10 protein-coding genes are annotated in these 13,248 nt (G+C 45.2%); 5 read left to right on the forward strand and 5 right to left on the reverse strand.

Annotated features, from left to right (window positions below; genetic code table 11):
- Positions 1–230 precede the first annotated feature (230 nt).
- Positions 231–947 (reverse strand): tRNA1(Val) (adenine(37)-N6)-methyltransferase, encoded by a 717-nt coding sequence (locus L2717_RS08315; protein ID WP_220774168.1) that lies wholly within the window; start codon positions 945–947, stop codon positions 231–233.
- A 528-nt stretch (positions 948–1,475) separates the two neighbouring features.
- Here L2717_RS08315 and brnQ point away from each other — a divergent pair.
- The 4 genes from brnQ (at position 1,476) to recJ (ending at position 6,592) form a co-directional block, all read left to right on the forward strand.
- The gene (gene brnQ, locus L2717_RS08320) at positions 1,476–2,888 is read left to right on the forward strand and encodes a branched-chain amino acid transport system II carrier protein (RefSeq protein WP_220774167.1); all 1,413 of its coding nucleotides are present in this window, start codon (positions 1,476–1,478) and stop codon (positions 2,886–2,888) included.
- Between the two features lie 115 nt (positions 2,889–3,003).
- Positions 3,004–3,906 (forward strand): site-specific tyrosine recombinase XerD, encoded by a 903-nt coding sequence (xerD, locus tag L2717_RS08325; protein WP_220774166.1) that lies wholly within the window; start codon positions 3,004–3,006, stop codon positions 3,904–3,906.
- A gap of 141 nt (positions 3,907–4,047) precedes the next feature.
- On the forward strand, positions 4,048–4,773 hold the full coding sequence (gene dsbC / locus L2717_RS08330) for a bifunctional protein-disulfide isomerase/oxidoreductase DsbC (protein WP_107883600.1): 726 nt from the start codon (positions 4,048–4,050) through the stop codon (positions 4,771–4,773).
- A 94-nt stretch (positions 4,774–4,867) separates the two neighbouring features.
- A complete protein-coding gene (gene recJ / locus L2717_RS08335) occupies positions 4,868–6,592 on the forward strand; it encodes a single-stranded-DNA-specific exonuclease RecJ (protein ID WP_220774165.1) in 1,725 nt (574 codons plus the stop codon).
- 186 nt (positions 6,593–6,778) lie between these two features.
- Here the strand turns inward: recJ and ahpF are convergent, their stop codons facing one another.
- The 4 genes from ahpF to L2717_RS08355 form a co-directional block, all read right to left on the reverse strand.
- The gene (gene ahpF / locus L2717_RS08340) at positions 6,779–8,350 is read right to left on the reverse strand and encodes an alkyl hydroperoxide reductase subunit F (RefSeq protein WP_220774164.1); all 1,572 of its coding nucleotides are present in this window, start codon (positions 8,348–8,350) and stop codon (positions 6,779–6,781) included.
- A 162-nt stretch (positions 8,351–8,512) separates the two neighbouring features.
- The gene (gene ahpC / locus L2717_RS08345; RefSeq protein ID WP_220774163.1) at positions 8,513–9,082 is read right to left on the reverse strand and encodes an alkyl hydroperoxide reductase subunit C; all 570 of its coding nucleotides are present in this window, start codon (positions 9,080–9,082) and stop codon (positions 8,513–8,515) included.
- A gap of 360 nt (positions 9,083–9,442) precedes the next feature.
- Entirely contained in the window at positions 9,443–10,975 is a 1,533-nt protein-coding gene (locus L2717_RS08350; protein WP_220774162.1) for a leucyl aminopeptidase, read from the reverse strand.
- A gap of 88 nt (positions 10,976–11,063) precedes the next feature.
- Positions 11,064–11,807 carry a spermidine synthase gene (locus tag L2717_RS08355; RefSeq protein WP_220774161.1) on the reverse strand — a complete coding sequence of 248 codons (744 nt, stop codon included), beginning with the start codon at positions 11,805–11,807 and terminating at the stop codon, positions 11,064–11,066.
- 105 nt (positions 11,808–11,912) lie between these two features.
- On the opposite strand from L2717_RS08355, the gene L2717_RS08360 reads away from it, so the two are divergent.
- Entirely contained in the window at positions 11,913–12,458 is a 546-nt protein-coding gene (locus L2717_RS08360; protein WP_107883595.1) for a mechanosensitive ion channel family protein, read from the forward strand.
- Positions 12,459–13,248 lie beyond the last annotated feature (790 nt).

The following is a 13,248-nucleotide window of genomic DNA, read 5'->3' on the forward strand; positions in this document are numbered from 1 at the left end:
GTCTCGACGGATAATAGCGCAGCATTATAAAGCTTATAGCGGTTAACTTAAATGGCTTACTCTAGATCTCCGGTGTTTATCTTCTCAGTCAATAACGTTTTATGGTGATAGGCATAAGTTAATTGCTTTTAGGTCAATGTATTAGCATTTAATTTATAGAAAATTGGGCCTTTCGTTAAGTTTGTCAAACTTAACGACCTTTACTTAAAATATCAGGGCTGGGCTCCAGATCAGTATTTAAGGTAAAAATCTTGTATTAATTGCACCATGGTTTGGGTGTATTGGCCTGAAAGTTCTCGGATAATGATGTCACTGCTTTTAGGAGTCATTTGTGGCTGAGTTTTATGTGCAAGTACGCAAAGCACTCGATTGGCACTTTTCCCTACAACGCTGATAAGCTCAGTTATTTCAATCAAGCAGAGCTGTGAGTGGGCTAAGCAATCATTGAAACGCGCCATGCTCTGCATTGGCAATATCAGGCTCGCGTTTCCTTGCGCTGCTAGGCACACATGAATGGCATCGAGTAGTGCGGTAAAACTTAAGCTATCAGTGTGGCGGGCCATCGCGCGCTGGGATTGTATCGCTTGTGTGCCTTGCTCAAAATAGGGCGGATTACAAATGATATGCTCAAACTCTCCTTTATATTCAATCTGTTGGCAAAAATCTTGTATGCTGCTATTCACTAACGTCAGTCGATTAACCCATGGGCTATTACCAAAGTTATGTTGGCAAGCATGGGCGGCACTTGCGTCTAACTCAACTGCGGTAATGTGTGCTTGGCTGCGCTGCGCGGCCATTAAACTCAGTAAGCCACTACCGGCGCCGATATCTAAGACAGTTTTTGCTGTGGTTAGTTGAGCCCACGCGCCTAGGACGACACTGTCTGTGCCTACGGCCATGCCGCAATTCATGTCGTCGATATGGAATTGTTTAAAAGTAAATGCCATTGATAGTTTGCTTTGCCGTTGGAGTGTGATGAACGTTCGGTAGGGAATGGGCATTATTCTAAAGCCTGCCTTGGGCTTTTAGCTACCGCTTTTAAACAAATGCAAAGACTTGAGCAGTATAACCCCTGCTGCAGAGGGAGCTCATTTTTACCCTAATAATCCAGATTTCACTTAATTAACGCTTTAATTTATTGCCTCGATAACCTGTAGTTAGCAGTACATTAGCATTATTTTGCCTTTTTTAGCTGCCAAGCCTAGTTATCTTGCATTAGCGTTACAAGTTTGGTATTAGTTTCGCCCCCATTTTTAATCACTTTATTGGTTAACGGATAGGTAAACGAGTTTTGTGGTGAATAAATAGGCGGGAATGCCATATTTAGTTTCATTATTGTTTATTAACTCGGCAGATATTAAACATATTTACCACGGAAATGTGTAAACATAGATTTGCACTCCGGATGGGCTTTGTTTTAGCTATGGCTAATCGATACATAATCACTTAAGTTTGTAAAAAAACAATAAGACAAGATGGGGCTTCCAGTGCAAGACAATCACATGAGTATCGGGGATACATTGGGCTTAGGTTTTATGACCTTTGCATTTTTTTTAGGGGCGGGTAATTTAATATTTCCGCCGTTTGCTGGCATGTTAGCGGGCGATAATATGCCCCTCGCTATGTTGGGTTTTTTAATTACCGCCGTAGGTTTACCTTTAGTTGGACTGATTGCAGTCGCTAAGGCTCAAGGTAAGGTTATGGCTATGCTGCCTGTATTTGCAGCAACGACATTGGCAATCGCGATTTATATTATTATTGGCCCAGCATTTGCCGCGCCGCGTACCGGTTTAGTGGCCTATGAAATAGGGGCTAAACCTTTTATAGATAACACCACAGCTACGTTTTTATTAGGTAATTTAGAACTCAACCTGTCGCAGTTGTTGTACACCTTATGTTTTTTTGCTGTCACTATGCTATTAGCGCTTTTTCCTGGGAAATTGCTCGATAGTGTCGGTAAAGTATTAACACCAATCCTACTGATCTTATTGGTTGGATTAGCAGCCTCAGTGATCTTTTTACCCGCATCTGAAGTCGGCCAAGCGATGGGCGACTATCAAAAACATCCGCTTACCAAAGGTATTTTGGAAGGCTATAACACTATGGATACGCTCGCGTCCTTAATGTTTGGTATGTTGATTATCGATATTCTACGAAAAAAGGGCATATCAGAACCGAGCGCCCAAACTCGATACCTGATCCGCGCCGCCTTTATTGCTGCTGCAGGTTTAGCCTTCGTTTATGTGTCGTTGTTCTTTTTGGGTGCAACGGCAGGTGATATCGCGATTGGTGCTAAAAACGGTGGCGAAATTTTAACAAACTATGTCACACGTGAATTTGGCGATTTGGGTTCAGTCTTACTTTCTACCGTAGTGACCTTAGCGTGTTTAACCACAGCTGTCGGTTTAGTGAGTGCTTGCTCTGAGTTCTTTAATGAACTGATGCCAAAATTGTCCTACCGCTTTTTGGTAATCTTTTTAAGTGTAATTTGTGCTGTGATTGCAAACGTAGGATTAACTCAGTTAATCGCGATTAGTATTCCAGTGCTAATGACTATTTATCCGGTAGCCATTGCGCTTGTAGTGGTGACTTTTCTGACGGCTTATTTTGCTAATCCGCAGTTTGCGCACCGTGCAGTGTTGAGCGTGGCGTTACTGTTTGGTATTTTCGATGGCCTTAAAGTGGCAGCGAGTAGTCTGACAGGCGCTGACGGTCAAGCGGTTAATGGCATGGCGCAGGGATTTATTCACATTGTTGATGGTATGTCTCCGGTGTTATCTATACTGCCACTTTATGAAGAAGGTATGGCTTGGTTACTCCCCACAGTAGCAACGATTGCACTGTGCTTAGTATTCGGCCGTGGCCGAGGTCAAGTGGCTGCAGCTTAAATTTTATGATGAAGACTTACAGGCTCAGTTCAATTAAGCCTATATAGATTTAACCACATTTAATTTAATATCAACGGCGTATCATTTGATTACGCCGTTTTTTTATGGAGAATCTGTGCCTAAGACTTATCAGAGCGATCCGCTTATTGATGCTTTTCTTGATGATATTTGGTCAAGTAAAGGGCTGAGTGATAATACGCTATCGGCTTATCGTACTGACCTGTGCCATTTTGAGCGTTTTCAAATTCAACAAGGGGTTACACTACTCGCGGTTTCTCAAACTGATGTTAGGGCGTACTTAGCCTTTAGAGTTGAGCAGGATTTTGCGCGTACCAGTAGTGCTCGGCTACTCAGCAGTTTACGGCGTTTTTATAGCTATCTTATACAGGCTAAACACATCACGACGGATCCATTGGCGTTAATAGAGTCGCCTAAATTAACCCGTCATTTACCCGATTCATTAAGTGAATCGCAGGTCGACCGCTTGTTGTCTGAGCCCAATGTAGAAGATGCCGTTGAGTGTCGCGATAAGGCAATGCTGGAGCTTTTATATGCTTCAGGTTTAAGGGTGAGTGAACTCGTTGGCCTGACGATGGAGCAGATGAGCCTGCGCCAAGGCTTAGTGCGGATTGTCGGTAAGGGCGGTAAAGAGCGCCTGGTGCCACTGGGTGAGTTGGCGATTACTGAAGTCGAAAGCTATATGAAATTTGCTCGCCAAGAACTGCTCAGTAATAAACAATCTGATGTGGTGTTCCCGTCCAAACGCGGACAGATGATGACTCGACAAACCTTTTGGCATCGAATCAAGTTATATGCCCTGCGTGCTGGGATTGAGACTGCATTGTCACCACACACATTACGCCACGCTTTTGCTACCCATTTGCTCAATCACGGTGCCGATCTGCGGGTGGTGCAATTGCTGTTAGGCCATAGTGATTTGTCGACAACACAAATTTATACCCATGTGGCGCGCGCAAGGTTGCAGGAATTGCATCAACAGCACCATCCTAGAGGCTAATAAAGGATTTAGTTACAGCATAAATTTGCTTTCCGAACGGCTTGCCTGTAACTTTTCGCCCCCATAGAGGGTCTATTAAGTATATCGAATTAGAACGACCTCAAAATCTCTTCGTAGAGACTCAATTTATAGGATGCCCCCATGAAGTTAACCCGAGCATTATCTTTAATTTTTGCCCTTGTTGTTGCGCCTCTTGTGAACGCGGCAACGGCGACCTCACCAGATACTGCGGCGATTAAGCAAAAACTGACCGAGACGTTAGATGTTGAAGTCATTTCTATGCAAGACTCACCCATTGACGGTTTGTATCAGGCTATGACCAACCGCGGTGTACTTTATATCACTCGTGATGGTTCAAAACTGTTTCACGGCAGCGTATATGACTTAGATAAAGGCATGAAAAACTTAACCGAGGCCGCATTAGCTGGCCCACGTTTAGAAATGATGAAGCCACTTGAAGATAATATGTTGGTTTATAAAGCCAAAAACGAAAAGTATGTCGTCACTGTATTTACCGACGTTAGCTGTGGCTATTGCCGTAAATTGCACAGCCAAATGGATGAATACAATAAACTAGGTATTACCGTGCGTTATTTAGCGTTCCCGCGTGCGGGTGTGCCTTCGGCCAATGCCGACGAGATGCAGGCGATTTGGTGCGCTAAAGATCCTTTAAAAGCCATGACAGATGCCAAAGCGGGTAGCAAAGTCGTCGCGGCTACATGCGATGCTAAGATTGCCGAACAGTATGCTTTAGGGGCAACATTTGGTGTTAATGGCACGCCTGCAATCGTGTTAGACGACGGTAATATGATCCCAGGTTATCAACCCCCTGCAGACTTATTACGCACCTTAGAGGCGCGTCAATAATACTCAAATTAGTAAAATTTATCCCACGAAAGGTGAGCTTAACGCTCACCTTTTTGTTATCTTATCGCTACGATTTCCTCAGAGTTTGAGTCCCTTGATCCATAAGATAGTCCGTCGCCCAACCGTTGATGATAGCCATTTATCCGCTCATCTTTCGCCGCTATTAAAGCAGCTTTATGCTCGTCGCGGCGCGCTAACTCACGAGTGTGAACTTGCTCTGAAGGGGTTATTAAGGCCTGACACTATGAAAGGTTTGGCTGAGTCCGCGGCGCTTATCGCTGATGCAATGCAGGCGAATAAATCGATTTTAATTGTCGGTGATTTTGATGCCGACGGCGCAACCTCGACCAGCGTGTGCATGTTGGCGCTGCGGATGATGGGCGCTACCAAAGTGGACTATTTAATTCCTAATCGCTTTGACTACGGCTACGGCTTAAGCCCTGAAATTGTTGCTGTTGCGGCGACTAAACAAGCCGAAATGTTGATTACGGTGGATAACGGTATTTCATCCATTGATGGCGTAGCCGCGGCCAAAGCCTTTGGCATGCAAGTAGTGATTACTGACCATCATCTACCCGGACATGAATTACCTAATGCCGATGCAATCGTCAATCCGAATCAACCCGGTTGTTCATTTGCCAGTAAATCGATTGCTGGCGTCGGGGTCGCTTTTTATTTGATGACGGCGTTAAGAGCCGAACTGCGAGCGCGAAACTGGTATCAAACGCGCGGTATTACTGAACCTAATTTAGGCACTTTGCTCGATATCGTTGCCCTTGGCACCGTTGCCGATGTGGTGTCACTTGATGCCAATAATCGTATTTTGGTCGAAGCGGGTTTGCAGCGTGTGCGCGCTGGGCGCTGCCGAGTGGGAATTACGGCATTGCTTGAAGTGGCGAAGCGAAACCCTGCGCGTATCGTTGCATCCGACTTTGGTTTTGCCGTAGGCCCAAGACTTAATGCCGCAGGGCGGTTGGATGAAATGGCGCTTGGCGTTGAAACATTACTTTGTGAAGACATGATGCTTGCCCGCCGCATGGCCGCGGAGCTTGACGGTTTAAACCAAGAGCGGCGTGAGCTTGAAGTGGGTATGCAGCAAGAGGCATTGAAAACTCTTGAGCAATTAAAGCTCAACGAAGCCGAGTTACCTTGGGGCATCGCTTTATTTCAAGAAGATTGGCATCAAGGTGTGATTGGTATTTTAGCCTCGCGCATTAAAGACAAATACCACAGACCGGTGATCGCCTTTGCCGATGCGGGCAATGGTGAAATTAAAGGTTCAGCGCGCTCGATTAAAGGGCTGCATATGCGTGACTTACTTGAACTGGTGAACACGCGTAACCCAGGGCTGATTATCAAGTTTGGCGGCCATGCGATGGCGGCGGGGTTATCACTTAAAGCCGGCAGTTTTGCTACGTTTGCCAAAGCCTATGATGATGCGGTGCGTGAACAGCTTAAAGCGGAGTTATTAACCGGCGAGTTTTGGTCCGATGGTGAACTTACCCCAACAGAGTTGAATCTGGAGATGGCGCAGTTATTGCGCAATGCTGGACCTTGGGGGCAAGCCTTTGAAGAACCGCTATTTGATGGTTACTTTACCATAGTGCAACAACGCCTTGTTGGTGAGCGTCACCTTAAGTTGGTGCTTGAAACCCAATGCGGCACAGTGATGCTCGATGCGATTGCTTTTAATGTCGATTTACACACATGGCCCGATGCAACTATTCGCCACGCCCGTATTGTTTATAAACTTGATGTGAATGAGTATCGCGGTAACTTCTCGTTGCAACTCATGGTTGAGCAAATTGAAGCCATGTAGCTACTCGCATGCTGTATCGCTTGACTATAAACACACGGTCAGAGCACCGAATTCATCATACTTTCGCGGCGGGCGGAGTTAAATTAGGGCATTAACATTTAATTGCTCTTTGGTGTGATTGAATAGATATAAAAATAGCCAGCAATGCTGGCTATTTTATTGGGTTATCTCAAAGCGTATCGTAGATTAAGCCACTTTGGTCTCAGCGATTTCTTCATCACTATGGCGAATTAAGTAATCAAATGCGCCCAATGATGCATTTGCGCCGCTGCCCATGGCAATAATAATTTGCTTGAAAGGGGAGTCAGTGACATCACCTGCGGCAAAAATACCTGGAACAGAAGTTTGTCCGCGTGCATCAACAATAATTTCGCCCCTTGGGGTTAAATCAATGGTGCCTTTCAACCATTCCGCATTGGGTACTAAACCAATTTGTACGAAGATACCTGCAAGTGCTACATGGTGGCTATTACCTGTTGCTCTGTCTGTGTAGTTCAGGCCATTCACTCGGGAGCCATCGCCAGTCACTTCAGTGGTCATCGCTTGGGTAATAATAGTAATGTTCCCCATAGAAGCCGCTTTACGTTGCAGTACATCGTCGGCGCGTAGGGTTTTATCAAACTCCAGTACCGTCACGTGCTCGACAATATTCGCTAAATCGATAGCAGCTTCGATACCTGAGTTACCGCCGCCAATCACAGCTACGCGTTTGCCTTTAAATAACGGGCCATCGCAATGTGGGCAATAAGCCACGCCTTTGCCGCGGTATTCTTTCTCACCGGGGACGTTCATTTCACGCCAGCGGGCACCTGTGGCCAATAATATAGTACGGCTACGTAATTTAGCGCCGCTTGCTAACTCAAGTTCAAACAAACCGTCAGTGCCTAATGACACGGCTTTCTGGTTGTCCATGATGTCAACTTCGTAGTCTCTTACATGGGCTTCAAGATTTGCTACAAGCTTTGGACCTTCAGTCGATTTGACTGATATAAAGTTTTCAATACCTACCGTTTCAGCCACTTGTCCGCCAAACTTGTCAGCAACAATACCAGTACGTAAGCCTTTACGCGCCGCATAAATAGCCGCTGCAGCACCGGCTGGGCCACCGCCAACCACTAATACTTCAAACGGGGCTTTTTCAGCAATTTCATCAGCCTTACGGCTGGCGGCATTGGTGTCGAGTTTATTCAAAATCTCGCCAATACTGATGCGACCTGCAGCAAACACTTCGCCGTTTAAGTAGACAGATGGTACAGCCATGATGTTGCGGCTATTCACTTCGTCTTGGAACAAAGCGCCGTCAATCATCACGTTAGTGATATTTGGGTTGATTGCGGCCATCATATTCAGTGCCTGAATGACATCAGGGCAGTTTTGGCAGGTCAGAGATACGTAAGTCTCAAAGGCATATTTGCCGGGCAGATCGCGGATCTGCTGGATAATCTCATCGCTGAGTTTAATTGGGTGTCCACCTGTGTGCAGTAAGGCCAGCACAAGTGAAGTAAATTCGTGACCCATAGGCAGACCAGCAAAACTAATTTGCGTATTAATCTGTGGGTTTATCACTGTCATTGCTGGGGTGCGTTCGCCCTGAATTTCTTTCAGGCTCACCAAAGAAGAAAGGCTGACAATGTCTTGCGCTAAACTTTTTAATTCTTGAGATTTTTTAGACTCGTCTGCAGACACGACAAGTTCAACTGGTCTCTTGAGGTTTTGCAGATAGGTTTGCAGTTGATTTTTTAAATTCGCATCTAACATGTGATGACTCCAAAATGACTTAAAAGGGAGATATATAGAGCGCCAGTCTAGGCCCATGCAGGGGCGGGCTTAGTCCTTTGCTATGTGGCGTTGCAGTTTCGGGGTGCAACGCCACTTAGCTCAGGATGCTAGACTGGCGGGGTTGACGCTTTGCAGACTAAATTAGATTTTGCCAACTAGGTCTAAAGATGGTGCTAATGTTTCGTCACCTGGTTGCCATTTAGCTGGGCAAACTTCACCATCGTGAGTCGCAACATATTGAGCAGCTTGAATTTTACGAACTAGCTCTTGAGCGCTACGGCCAATACCTAAATCGTGAACTTCGCTAACCTTGATTTGGCCTTCTGGGTTAATAACAAAAGTACCACGCAGTGCTAAACCGTCTTCTTCTATCATCACGCCGAAGTTACGGCTGATAGTGCCTGTTGGGTCAGCCAGCATTGGGAAGTTAATTTTCTTGATGGTGTCTGACGTGTCATGCCATGCTTTGTGAGTGAAGTGCGTGTCAGTAGAGACTGAGTAAACTTCAACACCCATACCTTGTAGCTTTTCGTAGTAATCAGCCATGTCGCCTAATTCAGTTGGGCAAACAAAGGTAAAGTCAGCAGGGTAGAAGAATACCACTGACCATTTACCTAACAGGTCTTGCTCTGTCACTGGAACGAATTCACCATTGTGAAACGCAGTGGCTTTGAATGGTTTGATTGTGCTGTTGATAATTGATTGAGTCATTTTTATGCTTCCATATAGTTGATGATTGCTTAAGTTCATAACGAGGACGTTTGCTTGCGTCCTGTCGATGTGAAGCATACTACCGACTCGCTAATAATTAAGATAACGGATAAAAGCTATCATTCTAATCGGTTTAATAGAATACAAGTGAGATCTGGCCGGGCTCAATCGGTTTATCACGCCCACTGCAGGTTTGGTGTGATTGGGGTTGCTCAGGGTTTTAGGTGAATGCTTATCTGTGAAGGATTTGAGATAAATTTCAGGTATAAAAAAGGGATATCTATGATATCCCTTTAAACATAAATTCAATTAGAGCAAGACAATTTTACAAATGCTTAGGTGCTGGCAAGCTAAATGTGATTACTGAGTCTTAGGCTGAGTTAGCCAAGTGCTGAGTAAACGTACGCCATAACCTGTTGCGCCAGCTGGCACTACGGCGGTATCGGTGGCGGTTAACGCATTACCCGCGATATCAAGGTGTGCCCAAGGTTGTTCGCCCGCAAAGCGTTTTAAAAACATCGCTGCAGAAGAAGCGCCAGCACTTCCTTCTTTACCGGTATTTTTTAGATCCGCGATCGTGGATTTAAGCTCATCAGCGTAGGCTTGATCTAACGGTAAACGCCATACTTTTTCATCAACCTGTTGTCCTGCATAGGTTAACTCTTTGACTAAGGTCTCTGAATCGGTAAACAATCCCGCATACACGCTGCCAAGTGCGCCGACTTTAGAGCCAGTTAACGTCGCGACATCAATGATAATCGAGGGGTTGTAGTGTTCTCGGGCATACCAGAGGCCATCGGCCAACACTAAACGACCCTCTGCATCGGTATTGAGCACTTCAACGGTAAGCCCTTGGGCCGTTTTAATCACATCCCCAGGGATCATCGCATGGCCGGATATCATGTTCTCTGCCATGGGCATAATTGCCACAACGTTGACCGCTGCCTTTTGAATCGCCATGGCTTTAATGGTGCCAAGTACCGTCGCCGCGCCCGCCATATCTGACTTCATCCGTGCGATTGAAGTGCCCGTTGCTTTGATATTGTAACCGCCCGAGTCAAAGGTAATGCCTTTGCCGACCAGTGCAATTGGCGCGTCTTTACTACCTGGCCAATGGGCGACGACTAACTTAGGTGGGCGCTCACTGCCTTTACCCACCGCAGCTAAAGCGCCTAGTTGTAAGCGTTCGATATCTTTGGCTTCTAATACTGTGACTTTAACGCCGAGGGATTTAAGTTTTCTGGCTTCATTGGCAAAGCTATCGGGATACATAATGCCAGCAGGTGCGTTGGTTAAGTCGCGGGCTAAAAACACGCCTTCTTCAACCGCTTGTAAGTTTTTGTGGCGTTTCTGGTTGGCGCTTAAATCATCGACGGCAATTTGATAGTTTTTTTGCTTATGGGTACTGGCTTTAAACTGAGTGTAACGGTAGCTACGTAGCTCTATACCATGGGCAAGCTCAGCAGCAAATAGTGGCGCGGCCGTTAAGCCTTGGGTAAATATACGCACCGTGGCCTGCGGAACAGTATCGAGTTTTGCAGCAATATTGCCCCCAATAGTATTAATGGAGCCTGGGGTTAAGATTTTTGCATCGCCAATGCCTACCAGTAATATCCGTTTAGCATCGATTTCGCTCGGTACTAAAATCTCGAGGGTTTCTCCCTGCTTACCGGAAAAAATATTATCCGCAGTCGCAAGGTTTAGTTGGTCTTGGGTCGACTGAGGTAAAAGGTCGATACCATAGGTGGTTGAATCAGCACTTTGGAATAGCACTAAGGTATCTGAGTTCAGTGAGCTACGAGTGTCAAAACTAAAAATTTCGGCGTTAGCATTGAGAGGATTAAGGCACGCCAGAGCCATAACGCTTAACATAAATTTGTGCTTATTTTTCATGGTACAACTCATATCATTGGAGTGTGAGAAGAATATCAAAGCTCAGCCTTAGGGTTAACTAATTTAAGCTATTTGGCTGAGATTAAGATTAAATCCAAGGCCCAAACCGCGTTAACGATCGCTCAAGGGCAAAGCCTAATTGCTGGGATAACGATTGGGCATTGCTTTTAAGGGCTGATGTACCTAAAAGCTGGGGTGTTTGGCTAGCAAAAATTACCCAATTACCGCCGCCCGTAAGGCAGGCGTCAACATGGGCAAAGTGCTGTTGTAAGTTGGCTAATAATTCGCGATTTTGGCTATGCTCTTTCCAGCAGTTCAGCACTAAATAACCGTTGGGTTTGATGAGGTTAGTGCATTGCTCTAGGAATACTGGCGAAAGCTGTCCTGCTTCGACTCCTTTAGCTGTGTAGACATCGGCAAAAATCACATCGACTTTTTTATGCTCGCCAGCGGCTAAAAATGCGATGGCATCATCATTGATAAGATTCAGCTTTTTACCTATGGGGAGTTGGAAGTAGCGTTTAGCTAACTCGATAACTGCTGGGCGTAATTCCACCGCCGTTAACTTTATGGCTGCGTCGAAATTGCGTAGAGAGTGAATAATTGAGCCACCACCTAAGCCTAAAATGATAGCGCTCTTGGGCTTACAAAATAGCAAAACCAACAACATGGCTTGTACATAAGTATGTTGGGGGATATGTGGCGCAGCTTTTAAAATTTTACTCTGCTCATCATTATCCCCAAAGGACAGGATCCGTGAGTCGTCATAATCGATTACGCGAATTGGGCCTAATTCATCTTGAGTTTCATATAAGAGGGTAGAATCAACCATATTGAATCAAATACTCGGTTTTGCTGCATGGCTTGTTTGCGTGTGCTATAACTCAGCGCGCAAAAAAGTTAGAATTCAGACAGTTTAGTTAATTGAGCGGCTATTATGACAAATCAAATCCTGCTTGCCTGTATTTATCTTGCTGTGTTTCTCTTTTTACAGCGTGCATTAACCCATTGGGTGCGCAAACTTGCGCAAATGAAGCAGGTAAGTGTAACGCGCACCAGTTTAGTCACGCGGTTTATCTCTTATGTGATGTTCTTTATTACACTATCACTGATGGCGGTCTCTTTAGGGCTTGGCTATCAGGATGTATCGCTATTTGTTTCCTCTGCTTTTGCGGTCATGGGCGTGGCGTTAGTGGCGCAGTGGTCCATATTAAGTAACTTAACGGCAGGTGTACTGATTTTCTTTGTATTCCCTTACCGCATAGGTGAACGTATTAAGGTGGTTGATAAGGATGAGGACATCAGCGGCGTTATTGTTGAAATCGCTTTATTCCATGTACTCATCCACCGCGATAACGGCGATATGGTGACTTACCCTAATAACTTGATGTTGCAAAAGGCGGTACTAAAGCTAGCCGATCAAACTCCATTAGCTCAGCGGCAAGCTCAGTCAGACAGTAAAAAACGCTTTGACCCAGAATAACCGGCAATCTTTCGCACATCTTGATAGTGTATCTACCTAGCTGTGAATGTGTGAACTTGCCTTGATTCATAACATGAGGTTGGGCTCATCAGTTATGACCTTCACCTTTATACCTACTTCTTCTACTTCCTCTTCTTTATATAGCTAGTTATCCAATGATGAAGTCATAACGTGCGTTTGGCTTATCCATGTCACTTTCTTTGACATGGCCTGTTTGCAGTATGACAAATGCCGACTTAAATCGATTCACAGGCATTAAGTAGCGGTTTTATCCCAAATAGTATTACTCATAGCTACATGACTTGAGTCATCAACGTACTTATTCACCATAATTAATAAGCCAAAGCTGCTGGTTTTGTGGGTAAGTCTGGGGGTAAGTTGTGGGTAGGGTGTGGCTAGTGTAGATATCGGTAATTAACGGTTAATTTAGTGAAAAAAGGGGTTGCACAAAATCTCCTGCTGCCTATAATGCGCATCCACTGACACGGCGATGCGCGTAAGCGATACGGCGAGTGAGGTTGAATTGAGCAGGTTTTGAACAGTAAATTCAACAGCATCAAGAAGTTGTAAAAAACTCCTTGACGCACAATGGGAAATGCGTAGAATACGCAGCCCTAGCCACCTGGAAGCATTTGATGCTCAGCGTGGTACTCACGTTCTCTGATGAGATTGAGTTGCTCTTTAACAATATAAAACAAGAAATCTGTGTGGACACTCACAGGTGTTGAGTTAATCGAAACTGCCTAGCCTTCGGGTTGGCAGTCAAAAATTTAAATCAATGTAACAATGA

This window comes from Shewanella glacialipiscicola (assembly GCF_023283485.1).
GTDB classification, from domain to species: domain Bacteria; phylum Pseudomonadota; class Gammaproteobacteria; order Enterobacterales; family Shewanellaceae; genus Shewanella; species Shewanella glacialipiscicola.